Origin of the sequence: Streptomyces sp. NPDC059166, from assembly GCF_042755185.1 — a bacterium.
In the GTDB taxonomy this organism is placed as follows: domain Bacteria; phylum Actinomycetota; class Actinomycetes; order Streptomycetales; family Streptomycetaceae; genus Streptomyces.
Window position 1 is genome coordinate 28,446 of record NZ_JBHZCI010000013.1, and the last position, 17,493, is coordinate 45,938.

Here is a 17,493-nt window from a genome sequence, read left to right on the forward strand (position 1 = left end):
TTCAGGACTGGAGGAGCTGCTCCGTCCAGATGACCTTGCCGCCGCCGTCGGTGTACCTGGTCCCCCACCGTTCGGCCATCTGGGCGACGAGGAAGAGCCCCCGGCCGCCCTCGTCCATGCTGGCCGCCTGGCGCAGGTGGGGTGAGGTGCTGCTGCGGTCGGACACCTCGCAGATGAGGGTACGGTCGCGGAGCAGGCGTACGCGGATGGGGCCGTTGGCGTAGCGGATGGAGTTGGTGACGAGTTCGCTGAGGATCAGCTCGGTCGTGAAAGCCTCCTCGACCAGACCCCATTCGGCCAGCTTGCGGGAGACGGCGGCACGGATGTCGGCGACCGCGGCCGGGTCCGAGGGCACCTCCCACTCCGCCACGTCGTCGGCGGCCAGGCGGAGTGTCCGGGCCACGAGCAGGGCGACGTCGTCCCGGGCCCGGGCGGGGACGAGGACGCGGAGCACGGCTTCGCAGGTCTCCTCCGGCGTCCGGTCCGGGTGCCCGGCCAGCGTGTCGCGCAGCAGTTCCAGCCCTTCGTCGATGTCGCGGTGGCGTTCCTCGACGAGACCGTCCGTGTAGAGCACCAGCCGGCTGTTCTCCGGCAGCTGTACGTCCAGGGTCTCGAACGGCATGCCCCCGAGTCCCAGGGGCGGACCTCCGGGCACGTCGGCGAACGTGGCGGTGCCGTCGGGGTGGACGACCACCGGCTGGAGGTGACCTGCCCGGGCCATGCTGCAGCGACCGGTCGCCGGGTCGTAGATGGCGTAGAGGCAGGTCGCCCCGGTCACGCCGGCCCCCTCCGAGCCTTCTGCGGACTCGTCCTGGTCGATGCGGGCGACGAGCTCGTCGAGGTGCCAGAGCAGTTCGTCCGGGGGCAGGTCCAGGGTGGAGAAGTTGTGGACCGCCGTGCGCAGGCGCCCCATGGTGGCGGCGGCGTGCAGCCCGTGGCCGACGACGTCGCCGACCACGAGCGCCACGCGGGCGCCGGGCAGCGGAATGATGTCGAACCAGTCGCCGCCCACCCCGCCCAGCCCTCCGAGGCCGGCCTGTGCGGGGAGGTAGCGGTAGGCGGCGTCGATGGCGCTCTGTTCGGGGAGTCCCTGCGGCAGCAGGCTGCGCTGCAGGGTGACCGCGACGTTGTGTTCGCGCGAGTAGCGGCGCGCGTTGTCGATGCTCACGGCCGCCCGGGCGACGAGTTCCTCCGCCACGGACAGGTCCTCGTCCTCGAAGGGGTCGGGGCGCTGCGCCCGCCAGAACATGGCCACGCCGAGCATGACTCCCCTGGCCCGCATCGGGACGGCCATCAGGGAGTGGAAACCGGACTCCACGATGCGTTCGGCCCGCTCCGGCTGCTGCTGCTGCCAGCCGGAGCGGGCCGTCAGATCGGTGTCGAGCACCGCCTCGCCCCGGAGGAGGCCGGCGCCGATCTCCGTACTCGGCAGGAAGCGGATGACGGAGCCCAGGGGGTGGAGCCCGGTGTCCTGACGGTCGCCGCTGAACGCTGAGCGTCGCAGCCCTTCGGTGGTGGAGCGGGTGGCAGTGGGCTCGTCCCCGCGCAGTACCCCCTCGGCCAGGTCCACGGTGGCGTAGTCGGCGAATCTGGCGGTGGCGAACCCGACCAGTTCCTCGCACGTCCGTACGACGTCGAGGGCGGTGCCGATCTCGGTGCCCGCGTCGTAGAGCAGTTTGAGCCTGCTGCGCGCCATCGCGGCGCTGCCGCTGAGCGCCTGGAGTTCGGTGGTGTCCCGCAGGGTCGTCACACTGCCGGCCGGTCCGCCGTCGCGGTCGGTCGCCCGCTGGCTGACGGCGAGCAGCCGGTCCCCGGCGGAGTACACCTCGTCGGTGGCGCTGCGCCCGGAGGTCAGCAGTTCTTCGACGTCAGGGGCGAGGCCGAGCTCCTCGGCCCTCCTGCCCTCGATGTCCGCGGGGAGCCCGAGGAGGCGTCGCGCCTCGTCGTTGGCCAGCAGGAGCCGCCCGTCGCCCCCGACGATGAGCACGCCCTCCCGCACGGAGTGGAGGACGGCGTCGTGATGTTCGTACATCCGGGTCATCTCGGTCGGCCCGAGTCCGTGTGTCTGCCGGTTCAGGCGGCGTGTGACCAGCGCGGTGCCTCCCAGGGCGAGCAGCAGCACGCCGGCCGCCGAGCCGAACAGCAGGGGGAACTGGTTGTCGGCCACACCGCTGATGTTCTTGATGGTGATGCCCGCCGCGACCAGTCCCACGACCTTGCCGTCCGAGCCGATGACCGGCACGACGGCCTGGATGAGCGGTCCGATGGTGCCGTCGATCTCCTCGGTGACGGCACGGCCCTGGAGGGCGGGCGTGACGTCACCCACGAACTTCTTGCCGATGCGGTCGGGCAGCGGGTGCGTGAGGCGGATGGCATCGAGGTCGGTGACGACGACGAAGTCGACGCCGGAGTCCTTCCGCGCCGCCTCGGCACTCGGCTGGAGCGCGGCGGTGGGGTCGGGCCCCTCGATGGCCGCCTCGGTCCCGGGAGCATTGGCGAAGGTCTCGGCGACGGCGACCGAGCGGTTGCGTGCTTCGCGGGTGCTGTCCGCGCGGGACTGCAGCACCAGGGCCGCCACGGCGGCAGCGACGATCAGCACCACGATCGCCACCTGCAGGAGAAAGACCTGACCAGCGAGGCTTCTCACCCGGAGAAACGAACGCGGGCGGCCGTAGCGTCCGGCCATGTCCCCCTTTGTACACCCTGGGCAAACACCGGGCGAGCGGTGCGCCGAGCCCGTGCGGAGGGAGCGGGGCGGCTGCCGGCGGAGGGCGGCGGCGCGGACGCGGGCGGGCGGCCCTGGTCCCGCCCCGGGACACCGGGGCGGGACCGGGGCGGCTACTGCCCGGCCAGCCCGGTGTGGGCTATGCCGCGCACGATCTGGCGCTGGAAGAACGCGAAGACGATCAGGAGCGGCATCCCCGCGATCACGAGAGACGCCATGATCTGGGCGTACCGCACCCCGAAGCTCGACTGGACGTTGACGAGGCCGACGGGCAGGGTCATTCCGCCCGGGTCGGTGGTCACGAGGAACGGCCAGAGGAAGTTGTTCCAGGTGGAGATGAAGGTGAAGATCGCCACGGCGGCCAGCACGGGACGGGACAGCGGCATCACGATGGTCCAGAAGACCCGCCAGCGTCCGGCGCCGTCGACGAAGGCGGCCTCCTCCAGTTCGCGGGGCACCCCCTCGAAGAACTTCACGAGGATGAACACCATGGCCGGGACGGCGACCTGCGGAAGGATCACACCCCAGTAGGTGTCGACGAGGCCCAGCTGGACCATCTCCTTGAACAGCGGCGCGATGAGGACCTGGGGAGGCACCATGATGCCCGCGAGCACCAGGCCGTACAGCGCCCGTCGGCCGCGGAAGTCGGTGCGGGTGAATCCGTAGGCGGCCATCGCGCAGGTCGTCACCGTCAGGAGGGTCGTCATGACGGAGATGTAGGCCGAGTTCATCAGCCAGACCATCAGGTCGCCCGACTCCCACACCTTGCTGTACGCCTCGAACGTGACGCGCGAGCCGATCCAGGAGAGCGGGGTCTTCGTGGTGTCGCCCTCCGGCTTGAGGGAGGTGGCGACGGCCCAGGCGAGCGGCAGCAGCCAGGCCGCGGTGAGGATCAGGGCGACGGCCAGCAGGGCGATCCGGCCCGGTGTCCAGCGCGGACGGCGGCCCGCGGCGTCGGCCGGACGCCCGGTGCGGGGGGCGGGGCGGGTGGTGACGGTGACGGAACCGCTCACTTCGCGGCCTCCTCAGCTCGGCGCCGGGACAGCAGCGGCTGCACCAGGGAGACGGTCAGGATCAGGGCGAAGAAGATGTAGGAGACGGCCGACGCGTATCCGATGCGATATCCCGTGAAGCCCTGCTGGTAGACGTACTGGAGGATCGGGCGGGTCGAGTCGTCGGGGCCTCCGCCGGTCATGATGTAGACCTGGTCGAAGATCTTCAGGGAGGCCAGCACCTGGAGGACGACCACCAGCCCGGTGGTTCGGCGCAGGAGTGGCAGGGTGATGTGCCACATCCGCTTCCCGGCTCCGGCGCCGTCGAGTTCGGCGGCCTCGTACAGGTGCGCCGGTATGGCCTGCAGGGCTGCGAGGTAGAGCAGGAAGTTGAAGCCGACGGTCCACCAGACGGTGGTCGCCACGATGCTGAGCATGGCGTAGCGCTCGTCGGTCAGCCATCCGATCTCCGGCGTCAGACCGACGGAGGCGAGGAGCTGGTCCGCGAGGCCGAAGTCGGAGGGCAGGATCATGTTGAGGAAGAGCAGGCACACGACGCCCGACGGCAGCAGGAAGGGTGCGAACCAGCTGAGCCGCCACAGCCACTGCACGACGCGGAGCTCGTGGGCGAGCAGGGCGAGAACGAGCCCGACGACGACCAGAGGGACGGTGGACAGCACGGTGAACCAGACGGTGTTCCACAGCGAGGACCACACCTCGGGGTCCCGCACGGCTTCCGCGTAGTTGTCGAGACCGACGAACTCCCCGCCGGTGCCGGTGATGTTCTCGCTGGTGAGGCTGGTGCCCAGGCCGGATATGAAGGGCCAGAGCAGGAACATGGCGTACACGAGGAAGAACGGTGCGACGAAGACGAGCCCGTGCTCGGTCCACTTCCGCCGCACTGTGCGGGCCGGGCTGCCGGGTCCGGCCTCGGCGGGCGGCACCGGGGGCGCGGGGGCGGCCGCTGCGGTGGAGGTCATGACGCGGCTCCAGGGAGGGGGTTGCGGGTGTCGAGCAGTTTGCGCAGCCGCGCCTTCGCCTCGGTCAGGGCGTTGCGCGGGGTCCGCGAGCCGGTGAGGACCCCGGAGAACACGGCGCCGAGCTCGATCCACATCCTGGAGGCGGAGCCGGCGAACCACGCGGGCTGGTCCAGCGCGACGTCGTCGATCACCCCGCGGTACTCGGACTGGGGCTTGAGGGCGAGGTACGCCGGATCGTCGAGGACCGGCAGGTACGCGGGTACGTGGCCGCCCTTCGCCCAGGCGACGGAGTTGCGCAGCATCCAGGCGACCAGGATGTGCGCGGCCTCGTTCGGCGCGCCGCCGCGGTCCTCCTGGTGCGGCAGCACGAAGGCGTGGCAGTCGGCCTGTGTCGCCGCGGTGCCGAAGAGCGCGGGGATGCGGGTCATGGAGAACGGCAGACCCGTGGTCGTGAAGGTGGTGATCTCCCATTCGCCGTTGAGGTGGAACGCGGTCTTTCCGCCGCTGAAGACTCCGACGGATCCCGGGTAGTCGACGCGGCGCACCATGAGGCCGTCCTCCACCAGCCGGGCCAGGTACTCCAGCACCCGCAGGGCCTTGGCGTCGTCGAGCGCGAGGCGCTTGCCGTCCTCGGAGAGGACGGTGCCGCCGGTCTGCGCGTAGAAGCTGGAGAAGAGGCGCCAGGGCGTGATGCAGTCGGGCCCCAGGGTCTCGGTGACCAGCCCAGGCTGTCCGGTCGTCTTCTTCGCCGCGCGCAGGGCGTCGGCGAACTCGTCCGCGCCTTCGATCGGCTTGAGCCGCCCGCCCGACATCAGCCCGGCCTTCTCGCAGATCTCGGTCTGGTAGTAGAGGACGAAGGGATGGGTGTCGAGCGGCACGGCGTACTGTTCGCCTCCCATCCGGCCCCGGCGCCAGATGTCCGGGGGGAAGTCCTCCTCCTTCACCCCGTGTTCGGCCAGCAGGTCGAGGTCGAACGGGTCGAGCAGCCTGCCGGGGGCGAATCCGGCGAGCCGCGCGAGGTGCAGGGCCGCGAGCTCGGGGGCGCGGCCACCGGCACCGGCCATGCCGAGCTTGGTGTAGTACGGCGCCCCCCACTGCAGGGTCGAGGCCTCCAGTGCGATGCCGGGGTGCTCGGCGCGGAAGTCGTCCAGCATGCCCTGCATGTTGACGCCGTCACCGCCGCCGAAGAGGTGCCAGTAGCGCAGCAGCGTCTGCCCCGGGCCGGCGGCGGTGGCGGGGGCGGCGCATCCGGAGAGGGAGCCCAGAGCTCCGGCGGCGGCGATGGCTCCGGCACCGCCCGCGAGGGCCCGGCGCCGGCTGAGGAGGGGTGGTTGCATTGCGGCTCGTCTCGGCTCGACTCTGAGGTGCTGGGACGTGGGAGAGGCGGCCGATGTTCGAAATCTCGTCGCACGACCGCCACTTCGGACGGGACCGTAGGACGGGGAGATCGGGACGTCAATGACTCGCGCTGATATTGCGAACAATGTTCGACATGCCGAACACCAAGGGCCCTCCGGCGTCCCGGATCCAGAAATCCGGCGCGACCGCACCCTCGCACGGGGAGATCTCGCAGGGATGGGGCACACATTTGTTACTGGGGGTAGGCCCACCCCGCCCCCTTGCTATACCTTCCGTCTAACAAGAGGTGCGGCAGGCCTGCCCGCGCGAGCCTGCCCTCCGCTCTCCGCCGTCCGCCCACCCGGCGCACGGCGCATGACGCACCGTCATCCGCATCGCACATGTGACAGCACCAAGGACATCGCTGACGAACCGAGGAGCCGCACCATGGCAAGCAGCACCGTTCGACCGGATGCCGAGGACCGGTCCCCCGAGGACCACCTCACCCGTCGCCTGCTGGAATCGGCTGCCGCGCTGGCGTACGACCCCGCCACGGAAGTCGACTGGGACACCCCGCTCGACAAGGACTTCCACGGCGCGAGCCCGGAGTGGAGCACCCTGTACGGCACCGCGTACTGGGGGGAGCTGACCGATGAGCAGCGCAAGGAACTGACCCGCCAGGAGGCCGCCTCGGTGGCCAGCACGGGGATCTGGTTCGAGATGATCCTCCAGCAGATGGTCCTGCGCGACGTGTACGCGAAGGACCCCACGAGCGCCGACGTCCAGTGGGCCCTGACGGAGATAGCCGAGGAGTGCCGGCACTCCATCATGTTCGCCCGGGGCGCGCAGAAGCTGGGCGCCCCGCCCTACCGGCCCCACCGGTTCGCGGTGGAACTGGGGCGGGCGTTCAAGACACTGGCCTTCGGAGAGGCGGCCTACGCAGCGATCCTGGTCGCCGAGGAGGTCCTCGACGTCATGCAGCGCGACTGGATGCGGGACGAGCGGGTCGTGCCCTTCGTCCGCACCATCAACAACATCCATGTCGTCGAGGAGTCCCGGCACATGAAGTTCGCCCGGGCCGAGACGCGCAAGCACCTCAGCGGCGCGGGGCCCGTACGGCGGCGGATCAACGCCCTGGTCATCGCGATCGCGTCGTACGTGATCGTGACCAGCATGGTGAACAAGGACGTCTACGCCAACGCCGGGCTCGACGGGAAGCGAGCACTGGGCGAGGCGAAGGCCAACGAGCACCACAAGTCGATGATGAGGTCGAGTTGTTCGGGCCTCATGGAGTTCCTCGCATCGGCCCGCCTGCTCACCAGGCCCGCCCTGATGTTCTACAAGCGCGCCCATCTGATCTGAGCGGACGACATGACCTACGCCATCACCCAGACATGCTGCGGCGACGCCACCTGTGTCTCGGTGTGCCCCGTGAACTGCATCCATCCGACGCCGGAGGAACCGGACTTCGGCACGACGGAGATGCTGTACATCGATCCGAAGTCCTGCATCGACTGCGGAGCGTGCGCCGACGCCTGCCCGGTGGACGCGGTGTTCCCCGTGGACAGCCTCCCGGCCTCGCAGCGTGAGTACGGCCCGCTCAACGCCGCCTGGTTCGCCGGCCGGGAGCCGGCGCCGGCCCCCGCCGGGCCCAACTTCCACGCGTGGGGCGAGCCGTCGTTCGACCGCACCCTGCCGTCGGACTTCGGCCCGCTGCGCGTCGCGGTCGTGGGCACGGGCCCGGCCGGGATGTACGCGGTCGAGGACCTGCTGCTCCACACGAGCGCGGAGGTCACGCTGATCGACCGGCTGCCGGTGGCGGGCGGGCTGATCCGCTACGGGGTGGCGCCCGACCACCCGGCGACGAAGCGCGCCGGTGAGACCTTCGCGCGCTTCCACAGCCACCCCCGTGTGCGGCTGCACCTGGGGGTCGAGGTGGGCAGGGACGTGACCGCGGAGGAGGTCGCCGCGCACCACGACGCGGTGGTGTACGCGGTGGGCGCACCGGCGGGACGCCGGCTGTCAATCCCCGGCGAGGACCTGCCCGGAAGCATCTGCGCGACGACGTTCGTCTCCTGGTACAACGCGCACCCCGAGGTCGCCGCCGACGCCGTCGACCTGTCGGCGGAGCGGGCGGTCGTCGTCGGCAACGGCAACGTCGCCCTCGACACGGCGCGGATCCTGGTCTCGGAGCCGGACGCACTCGCCTCGGGAGACATCGCGGGCCACGCGCTGGAGGCACTTCGGGCGGGGTCGGTGCGCGAGGTGGTCCTCCTGGGCCGCCGGGGTCCCGAGGACGCGGCGTACACCCGTTCGGAGCTCCTGGCACTCAAGCACCTGCCAGGGGTCGACCTGGTCGTCGACGACCACGACCCCCGGACCGGCGCCGCCGTCGACGGGGCCGAGCCGGGTGACAGGGCGGCGCTGCTGCGGGGCGTGACCCGGGAGGCGGTCGACTGGACGGCACCTCCGCCGGAGGGCCGCCGGATCGTGTTCCGCTTCCATTCCGCGGCGCTGGAAGCGACCGGCGAGGAAGCCGTCCGCACGGTCCGCGTGACGGACGGTGCGGGCGGCACGGACGGCCGGGAGATCCCGGCCGGGCTGCTGCTGCGCGCCGTCGGACAGCGTGGACTCCCGCTGCCGGGGCTGCCGTTCGACGAGACGACGGGCACCGTGCCGCACGAGGCCGGGCGCGTGGAGGGCATGCCGGGGACCTACGTCGTCGGGTGGATCAAGCGGGGCCCCTCCGGCGGTATCGGGGCCAACCGGGGCTGCGCCGCCGAGACCGTCGGCGCCCTTCTGGACGATGCCGTGCGCGGACGGCTGACAGCCCCCGCGGCGGGGGCCAAGGCGTTCCGGCGGCTCGTGCGCAGTCGCAACCGCCGGGTCGTGGACGCCCGCGGGCTGGCCGGGATCGAGCGGACCGAACTCGCCCTCGGCCGACGGGACGGCCGCCCCCGGGTCAAGCTGGCGACACTCCCGGAGCTGGTGGACGCGGCCAGGAGCGGCCGCCGGCGGATCCCCGGCTGAGCGGCCCTGCCGGACGGACCGCGCACGACGCACGCCCCGCACACCTGGAACGCGCCAGGGGTGCGGGGCGTCCGTACCCCGCGCGGGGCGGGCCAGGGGCAGGACACCGGCCCTCTCGGCGTGCACCGGCGCGTCAACTCCACGTTCCACGATACTCATTGAACACTTAGGTTAGGCTTGCTTCACTAAGCGTTGTCCGTCGTGGCCCCGGAGAGGCCCCCGCACGGCCCGGTCCGGTCGTGCCGCCTCGGACCGCCTTCGGGCCGTCGCCAGGTGGAGGAAGAACCATGCAACAGCCGACCCCGCCGGGAACCGCTGACGCCCCGTGTTCCGTGACCGGGACACCGCCACCGAGCGTCCTCGGCCTCAACACCTACCTCATGTACGCGACGGGCAAGGCCGCTCGCCGGAGACTCACCGACGCCCTGGCGGCACACGGCCTGCGGCTGTGGCACCTCACCATCCTCGCCATGCTGGACGAGGCCGGCCGCCTCTCCAAGGGTGACCTCGCCACACGGCTCGACATGAACCAGAGCGACCTGACCAGGACCGTCACCGACCTGGACGCGGCCGGCTATGTCGAGTGCGCACGCGACGCCTCCGACCGCCGCCGGATCGAGGTCGCCCTGACGCCGGCGGGCAGGGCCGCGCTGACCCGCCTGCAGGCCGACGTGACCGGCACGGAGACCGAACTCCTCGCGGCACTGGACCATGAGGAGCGGGAGCGGTTCACGGACCTGCTGCGCCGCGTCCACGGCCGCCTCGAAGAGGGCCGGGCGGGCGGCTCGGCGGCACGGGCCGGCCAGGAGCCCGCCGTCGGCCGCCCCTGAGCCGCCGCCCACCGCCGGGGCGCGACCGGGAGACCCCAGGAGGCCCCGGCTGCCGGGGGCCCCGTGTCCGCCCGGCGGCACCCGTCCGTGCGGGAGGGGCGCCGCCGGGCGATCCCGCCGCCTCGCCGCGCATACCGCTGGTCCGTCCGGGCACACGCCAGGGCACATCGACCCTGGGAGGAAATCATGGTTGTGGTCGGCATCGTCGCCGTCTGTGTCGTTCTGGCCGTGCTCGCGTTCTTCGTACCGCGCCTGTCCCGGTATCCGGAACGGGGCACCCAGCGAACGCTGGGCCTCGGGTCACGCGCGGGGAGCAAGGCTCCGGGCGTACTGGGCCGGCTGCTCAGCAAGCCGTTCAGCAGCAGCTCCAAGGCGGTGGGCAGGAGCGGCTCGGCCGGCCGCCGCACCCGCGGCCGGTTCCCGTTCTGACCCCCTCCCCGGGATCGGTTCCCCGTGGGCACCGCCCGCCCCAGAGGCCCCGCGCCGCCGCTTCACCCCGCCCGCACCCCGTCGACGCGACGGGGTGCGGGCGCGTTCAGGCGACGGCCTCCGCACGCAGGGGCCGCGCCGTGCGGGGTACGGGTTCCGGCGCGGCGGCCAGCAGGGCGCGGGTGTAGGGATGGCCGGGCTTCTCGCAGATCACGTCGGCGGCCCCGCTCTCCACGATCCGGCCCCGGTGCATCACGGCGATGCGGTGACTGACCTGGCGCACCACCGCGAGGTCGTGCGCGATGAAGACGAGGGCGAGGCCGAGGTCGCGCTGGAGATCCGTGAGCAGCCCGACGACCTGCGCCTGGACCGACACGTCCAGGGCGGAGACGGGTTCGTCGCAGATGAGTACGGAGGGCTCGGGCGCCAGAGCCCGGGCGATGCCGATGCGCTGGCGCTGGCCACCGGAGAACGACCGGGGGTGCCGGTCGGCGACCGCCGGGTCGAGACCCACGAGTCCCAGGAGTTCCGCCACCCGCGCGTCCCGCTCCCGCCGGTCGCCGAGACCGAAGGCCAGGAGCGGCTCGGCGATGAGCTGCCCGGCCGTCATCCTCGGGTTGAGCGAGGCGTACGGGTCCTGGAAGACCATCTGGACCTGGCGCCTGACCGTGTGCAGGGAGCGGCGGGACGGCCGGGTGACGTCCTCGCCGTGCAGGACCATCCTCCCTCCGTCGGCGGGATGGGCGTGCGCCAGCACCCGGGCCAGGGTGGACTTTCCCGAGCCGGACTCGCCGACGATGCCCAGGGTCTCCCCCGCCGACAGGGTCAGGGACACCCCGTCGAGCGCGGTGTGACCTCCGCGCCCGCCCCGGACACGCCTCCCGTAGGTCTTGCGCAGGTCCTCGGCCCGCAGGATGACGGGCCCCGGGGCGGGACGGACGATACGGGCGGGTGGCACCGGAGCGGGGAGGGGGTCGGCACGTACCGCGGCCGGCAGGCACGCCACCCGCACCCCCGGCACGGGTTCGGCGGGCGGGGGCGTGGTCGTGCGGCAGCGGTCCTCGGCCAGGGCGCAGCGCTCGGCGAACGCGCAGCCGTCAGCGAGGAGAGCGAGGTCGGGCGGGCTGCCGGGGATGCCGGTGAGCCGGGTGCCGGACGGCGAGGCAAGGCGCGGCACCGCCGCCAGCAGACCTGCCGTGTAGGGGTGGCGAGGGCGCGTGAGGACCTCGGCCGTGGGGCCGTCCTCGACGACACCGCCCGCGTACATGACGAGGACCCGCTCGCAGGTCCGGGCGACGACGCCCATGTTGTGGGTGATCAGGACGAGCGCGGTCCCGGTCTCCCGGTTGAGGTCGGACAGCAGTGTGAGGATCTGGTCCTGGACGGTGGCGTCGAGCGCCGTCGTCGGTTCGTCGGCGAGCAGGATGTCCGGCTCACCGGCCAGGGCCATGGCGATCAGGACGCGCTGGCGCTGTCCGCCGGAGAACTGGTGCGGATGGTCGTCCGCCCGGCGGTGCGGTTCGGGGATGCCCACCCTGTCCAGCAGTTCGAGGACGCGCGCCCGGCGGGCCGTCCGGTCGTGGTCGCCGTGGGCGCGGAGGACCTCGTCCAGGTGACGGCCGACGGTCATCACGGGGTTGAGGGCCGTCATGGGGTCCTGGAAGACCATCCCGATACGGGCTCCGCGCACCTTGCGCAGGTCCGGCTCGCTCAGGCCCGCCAGGTCGCGGCCCTCGAACCGGACCGTGCCCGTGGTGATGCGCCCCGTGCCGGGGAGCATGCGGGTGAGGGCGAGCGCGGTGGTGGACTTGCCCGACCCGGACTCCCCGACGACGGCGAGCGTCCCGCCGCGGCGCACGGAGAAGGAGACCCCGCGCACCGCGGGCACGACCGATCCGTCGGGGGACGTGAACTCGACTCCGAGATCACGGACTTCGAGGAGTTCTTGCGCGGTCATCGGCGTATCCCCCGGCGGAGTTCGAGGAGTTCCTGCGCGGTCATCGGCGTATCTCCCGGTTGAGCGCCTCGGCGACGAGCGAGAGTCCGAGGACGAGCGCGGTCACGGTGGTCAGGGGGCCCGCGGCGAAGTGCGGGGCTTCGGACAGGTAGGGCAGGGACTGGCTCAGTACGGCTCCGAGGGTGGGCTCCGGAGGGCGTACGCCCACACCGAGGAAGCTCATCGCTCCTTCGATGAAGACCGCGACGGTCAGCGAGACCGCGATCTGGACGATCAGCGGGTCCACCGCGTTGGGCAGGATGTGCCGGAACAGCACGCGCCGCCCCGAACTGCCGCCGACACGCGCCGCGGTGACGTACTCGCGTTCCCGCTGGACGAGCACCGACCCCCGCAGCAGCCGGCCGAAGACCGGGATCTCGGCGAGAGCGATGACGAGGACGACGGGGGTACGGCCGGGGCCGAGGATCGCGGTGACGGCGAGCGCGAGGATCAGGCCGGGAAAGGCGAGGACGAGGTCGAAGACACGCTGCACGATCGTGTCCGCCACCGGGTGGGAGGCGGCGAGGAGCGCCGCGAGGCAGCCGAGTACGGCTCCGAGGGGCACCGCCAGGGCGATGATCCCGAGGTCGGCGCGTATGCCGTACAGCAGGCGGCTGAGCAGGTCGCGTCCCAGGTCGTCCGTACCGAGTGGGTGGCCTGGTGTTCCGAAGGGCGCGAGGCTCTGCGCGCTCTGGCCGGTGGGGCCGTGGGCCGCGAGGAGTGGCGCCAGGAGGCCGGCCAGCACCACGGCCCCGACCAGGACGAGCCCTGTGCGGGCGCGGGCGGTGGACAGTGCGCTGCGGTAGGGGTGCCGCGGGCGGCCTCGGCGGCGGCCCGGCGGCTTCCGGAAGGTCGTGGGAGGGGGCGGTCCGGTGAGGACGCCGTCGGTCGGTGCGGTCATGGTCACTCCCACCTGATCCGGGGATCGAGCCAGGCGTACACGAGGTCGGTGAAGAGCTGGACGAGGACGAAGACGGCGACCAGGATCAGCAGGAGGTCCTGGACGACCGGGTAGTCGCGGCGTACGAGACCCTGCTCGGCGAGCCGGCCGAGACCCGGCCAGGCGAAGATCGCCTCGACGAGTACGGCGCCGCCGAGGAGGTGCCCGGTCTGCATGCCGAGGAGCGTGACGGCCGGCGGGAGCGCGTTCGGCAGGGCGTGCTTCCACAGGAGCCGTCGGGGGGACACCCCGGCGGCGGTCGCGGTGCGGACGTAGTCCTCGGCCAGTGCGTGTTCGATGCCGTCCTTGAGATAGCGGCCGAGTACGGCCGCGCTCGGCAGGGCGAGGCAGAGCGCGGGGAGCACGAGGTACTGGACCGCGAGGTCGGGGGCGGTGAGGAAGGCGACGCGTCCGCCGGCCGGCAGCACACCGAGCACCACGGCGAACAGGAGCACGAGCACGACGCCCGTGACGAAGGGCGGCACCGCGAGGGCCGCGGTCGTGAGCGCCCGGATCGTGGAACGCGTCCAGCGGCTGCGCGAGGTCGCGCCCAGTATGCCGAAGGCTCCTCCGATCAGGACGACGAACGCGAGTGCGGCCAGGGTGAGTTCGGTGGTGGCGCCGAGTCCGTCGCGGATCAGGTCGGCAGTCCGGCCGCCGATCGCGTACGAGGGGCCGAGGTCGCCCGTCGCCAGGGAGGCGATCCAGTGGAGGTACTGGGTGAGCAGCGGGGCGTCCAGCCCGAGCCGCTCCCGGATCGCGGCGACGGTCGCCGCGTCCGCGTCGGGACCCGCGAGCGTGGTGGCCGGGTCGCCGGGGACGAGTCGCAGAAGGGTGAAGACGAGGAAGGAGGCGATGACCAGGACGAGGACGGCGGAGGGGATCCTCCGGAGCAGATAGCCGCGCATGTCACACCAGGTAGGCGTTGTCGAGGTCGAGGTAGGAGAACTTGTTCAGGGTGGCGCCGTGCAGCCCGGCCGCGGACACCTGGACCTGCCCGCGGACGACGAGGTCGATGATGAAGGCCTCGTCGAGCAGGATGCGGGAGATGTTCTCGTGCAGGGCGTTCGCGGCCGCAGGTGTCTGCTCGCGCTTCGTCCATGCCTCGCGCACCACCTCGGTGTACCGGCCGGACCGGTAGCGGGAGGTGTTCCTGGCCTCGTTGAACGGATAGGCGCTCACAGCGAGCGTGGACGGCTGCACCTGCGCGAAGCCGTGTCCCGCGGTCCACAGGGCGGGCATGTCCTGCGAGATCAGCTTCTTCTGGGCCGTCGCAGGATCGGTGGGTTCGAGCGTCACCCGGACCCCGACCTGTTCGAGGTCGTACTGGACGGACTCGGCTATCGCCGTCTCGCCGGGCAGGGCGACGTGCAGCAGCGGGAAGCGGAGCGAGCGGTGGCCGGTGGAGCGCAGCAGTTCCCGGGCTCTGCCCGGGTCATGGGCGTAGTGGGTGCGGTGCGACTCGGAGAAGGCGGGCGAGGACTTGGGCCACGGGGCGGAGGAGGCCAGACCGTAGCCTCCCAGGGCCTGTTCGAGCAGCCTGTCGCGGTCGACGGCCCGGGCGAGGGCCTGACGGACCGTCCGGTCGTTCAGCGGGGACACCGTCGTGTTGACGCCGAGGTACACGGCGCCGCCCCCGGTGTCGTAGTCCTTGATGCGCAGCCGTGTGTCGCTCCTGAGGGCGGCGAGGTTCTTGCCCGGCACGTTGAAGGAGAGCTGGGACTGGCCGGAGCGCAGTGACGATATGAGCGCGTCGGCCTGCGGGATCACGCGCAGTTCGACGCCGTCGAGATAAGGGCGGCCGGGCTGCCAGTAGTGGTCGTTGCGCTCCAGGCTCAGCCCGGAGCCGGGGCTCCACCTGGTGAGCCGGAAGGGGCCGGTGCCGATCAGCTTCCTTCCCGCGACGGCGTCCTCCACCGATTCCGGATCCGAGATGATCATGAACTCGAAGAGGTCGAAGAGGTTGTTCACCGGATGCGCGAGTCTAAGGACCAGCTCGTGCTCGCCGCGCTTCTCGAAGCCGGTGACCGCGGCGGCGGTGGCTCTCAGCTGTGCCGCACGCAGGGGATTCTGAAGGTTCTTCACCGCGAAGACCACGTCGTCGGCAGTGAAGGGCCGGCCGTTGTGGAAGGTGACGTCGTCACGCAGGCGCAGCGTGATGCTCCGCCCGTCGTCGGCGTACACCCAGGACTTCGCGAGCTCCGGCTTCGGGCTGAGCCGGTCGTCGTAACGGGTGAGGGTGTTGTAGATCAGCCTGTGCTGCAGGGACTGCCCGCTCTGCGAGAAGAGCAGTGCGGGTGTGAAGTCGCTGTTGACGGCGACCTGGAGGGTGCCTCCACGGCGGGGGGTGGCGCTCTCGCTCCGGGAACCTGACGAGGCCTCGGAGACCGCCGACCGGCAGCCCGCCAGTCCCGCCGCGAGGAGCAGGGTGCCGCCGCCGGCGGCGCGGAGTGCGGAGCGCCGGGAGGGTCCCGTGGGCGCGTTGGAGTACAGCTCGGTCATCGGAGCCTGCCTGTGACGGGTAGGGATGGTGAAGGGAGGCCGAGGGAAGGGGTGCGGCGGCGTCGGCCGCTCACACGTCGGCCGGTTCCGCTTCGATTTCTTCCGCTGCGGTACGAATAGGGGCCACATCGTTCCGGCACGGGGTGTCAGCGGTCCCGGAGGGACTGCGCGGACCCACCCTGGTTCATGCCGAGGAAGGACGCGGGACAGCCCTGACCTCAGGGGTGATGCCGGCTCGGGGAACAACACCCTGGGGAGCGCGGGTCGTCCAGGGGGTCACGCACCGGTCCGAGGGGTGCGTCCCTCACCGCGCCGATCGCGCGGGGCCGGGTGGGAAGAGGCCGGGGTCAGTCGCGGGCACAGACCGCGCTGGCCTGTCGACAGAGGTCGACGTGCCTGCGGGAGATGAGGCGCTTGTCCGGGTTCACGGGAGCAATATGGCAGCGGCTTCGCCGGACGGTCAACCCGGTCCGTCCGCATCCTGATACTCGGCGCCGTGCCGCACTCACTGTGCGACCGCCCTCCGGGCCGCCTCGAAAGGCCTCCTGAACAGCGGATTCAACAGGACGGTACCGGCCGCGACAGGCAGTGCAGCCGTCCCGGCATGCGGACCGACGATGCGTTCGGGATCATCGCAGACATGAGAGAGATCGACCGCCGCACCGCGGATCTCCTCGAGGTAGTCGGGGTCGAGCAGGCTGGAGTGCTCGGTGACCACCACGAGATCGGGATTGACGACGTCCAGCAGCAGCGCGACCGCGCGCCCCACCGCACGGGCCCGCTCACGCAGCAGCCGGTCGGCACGACGGTCTCCCGCCGCCGCCGCGTCCACCACGAGGAAGGCGTCCGGCTCGGGCACGATCCCGCGGCGCACCGCTGTGACCCCGACCGCCGTGTTGGAGGCGGTTGCCTCGAGACAGCCCGACCTGCCGCACGGGCAGAGCACCGTGGAGTCCGGGACGGGCAGGTGGGCGACGTCACCGGCGCCGGAGCCCGGCCCCTGGTGGACCACCCCGGCGATACCGAGGGCCGCGTCGACCACATTGCCCACGAAGAGGTGGATGAGACCGCGGCGGGCGGCCGGGCGGCCGAAGAGGATCTCCGACTGGGCGACGGCCCGGGCGTGGTTGTCGATCCGCACCTCGATCCCGCCCAGCCCCCGGGCGAGTTCATCGGCGAGCGGCCGCCGGTGCCAGCCCAGCGCGTCATGCCGGACGACGGTCCCCCGCTCCGGGTCCACCCATCCGCCGAGGGCCGCGCCCACCCCCAGCAGGGGCCGGCCCCCTACCGCCCCTTCGAGGAAATCCCGCATCGCTTCGACGATTGCGCCCGGCATGTCCTGCGGTCCGATCCCGTCGTGCGGGAATCGGCGCCTGGCGAGCAGCTGCCCGCGGAGGTCCATCAGGCCGAACGTGGAGGCGGGCACACCGATGTGGATGCCGGCCGCAACCGGCCCCGAGGTCGCACCGGTGTGCAGGTCGACGGGGATCTGAGGCCGGCCGACACCGCTGCTCACCGCCTGCCCCGACAGCTCCCTGACCAGACCGAGCCGGGAGAGGTCGGCACACTGCCTCGACACGGCGGCAGGGCTGAGGCCGCAGAGCTCCGCGATCGCCCTCCGGGCGACGGGACCATGGTCGAGGACCGTACGCAGGACGGTGGCGGCGTTCGCCTCACGCCGCGGGTCGCCGGTCGTCCGGAGGATGTGCGGGGCGGCCGGCATGAGGGGTT

General features: G+C 71.9%; 14 protein-coding genes. 4 read left to right on the forward strand and 10 right to left on the reverse strand.

The window, feature by feature from the left end:
* Position 1: 1 nt before the first annotated feature.
* The 4 genes from ACFXOA_RS12270 to ACFXOA_RS12285 form a co-directional block, all read right to left on the reverse strand.
* A complete protein-coding gene (locus tag ACFXOA_RS12270) occupies positions 2-2,686 on the reverse strand; it encodes a SpoIIE family protein phosphatase (RefSeq protein ID WP_385025622.1) in 2,685 nt (894 codons plus the stop codon).
* Positions 2,687-2,838: 152 nt separating this feature from the next.
* Entirely contained in the window at positions 2,839-3,738 is a 900-nt protein-coding gene (locus tag ACFXOA_RS12275) for a carbohydrate ABC transporter permease (protein WP_385025624.1), read from the reverse strand.
* Positions 3,735-4,697 (reverse strand): carbohydrate ABC transporter permease, encoded by a 963-nt coding sequence (locus ACFXOA_RS12280; RefSeq protein ID WP_385025627.1) that lies wholly within the window; start codon positions 4,695-4,697, stop codon positions 3,735-3,737. Before ACFXOA_RS12280 ends, ACFXOA_RS12275 begins: the two co-directional genes overlap by 4 nt.
* Entirely contained in the window at positions 4,694-6,034 is a 1,341-nt protein-coding gene (locus ACFXOA_RS12285) for an extracellular solute-binding protein (RefSeq protein ID WP_385025630.1), read from the reverse strand. The genes ACFXOA_RS12280 and ACFXOA_RS12285 overlap by 4 nt, the downstream gene beginning before the upstream one ends.
* 448 nt (positions 6,035-6,482) lie before the next feature.
* Between ACFXOA_RS12285 and ACFXOA_RS12290 the strand changes: the two genes are divergently transcribed.
* From ACFXOA_RS12290 to ACFXOA_RS12305, 4 genes are all read left to right on the forward strand, one after another.
* Positions 6,483-7,397, forward strand: coding sequence for a diiron oxygenase (locus ACFXOA_RS12290; RefSeq protein WP_385025633.1), 915 nt, complete (start codon positions 6,483-6,485; stop codon positions 7,395-7,397).
* A 9-nt stretch (positions 7,398-7,406) separates the two neighbouring features.
* On the forward strand, positions 7,407-9,065 hold the full coding sequence (locus ACFXOA_RS12295; protein WP_385025636.1) for an FAD-dependent oxidoreductase: 1,659 nt from the start codon (positions 7,407-7,409) through the stop codon (positions 9,063-9,065).
* A 287-nt stretch (positions 9,066-9,352) separates the two neighbouring features.
* A complete protein-coding gene (locus ACFXOA_RS12300) occupies positions 9,353-9,895 on the forward strand; it encodes a MarR family winged helix-turn-helix transcriptional regulator (RefSeq protein WP_385025639.1) in 543 nt (180 codons plus the stop codon).
* 186 nt (positions 9,896-10,081) lie between these two features.
* On the forward strand, positions 10,082-10,324 hold the full coding sequence (locus ACFXOA_RS12305) for a DUF6411 family protein (protein ID WP_385025642.1): 243 nt from the start codon (positions 10,082-10,084) through the stop codon (positions 10,322-10,324).
* A gap of 106 nt (positions 10,325-10,430) precedes the next feature.
* On the opposite strand, the gene ACFXOA_RS12310 is transcribed toward ACFXOA_RS12305, so the two are convergent.
* From ACFXOA_RS12310 to ACFXOA_RS12335, 6 genes are all read right to left on the reverse strand, one after another.
* On the reverse strand, positions 10,431-12,281 hold the full coding sequence (locus ACFXOA_RS12310) for a dipeptide ABC transporter ATP-binding protein (RefSeq protein WP_385025645.1): 1,851 nt from the start codon (positions 12,279-12,281) through the stop codon (positions 10,431-10,433).
* 40 nt (positions 12,282-12,321) lie between these two features.
* A complete protein-coding gene (locus tag ACFXOA_RS12315; RefSeq protein WP_385025648.1) occupies positions 12,322-13,221 on the reverse strand; it encodes an ABC transporter permease in 900 nt (299 codons plus the stop codon).
* Between the two features lie 2 nt (positions 13,222-13,223).
* Entirely contained in the window at positions 13,224-14,168 is a 945-nt protein-coding gene (locus ACFXOA_RS12320) for an ABC transporter permease (protein WP_385025651.1), read from the reverse strand.
* Position 14,169: 1 nt separating this feature from the next.
* Positions 14,170-15,762, reverse strand: coding sequence for an ABC transporter substrate-binding protein (locus tag ACFXOA_RS12325; protein WP_385025654.1), 1,593 nt, complete (start codon positions 15,760-15,762; stop codon positions 14,170-14,172).
* 347 nt (positions 15,763-16,109) lie between these two features.
* Entirely contained in the window at positions 16,110-16,271 is a 162-nt protein-coding gene (locus tag ACFXOA_RS12330; RefSeq protein WP_385025657.1) for a putative leader peptide, read from the reverse strand.
* A complete protein-coding gene (locus ACFXOA_RS12335; protein WP_385025660.1) occupies positions 16,268-17,485 on the reverse strand; it encodes an ROK family protein in 1,218 nt (405 codons plus the stop codon). Before ACFXOA_RS12335 ends, ACFXOA_RS12330 begins: the two co-directional genes overlap by 4 nt.
* Positions 17,486-17,493: the final 8 nt, after the last annotated feature.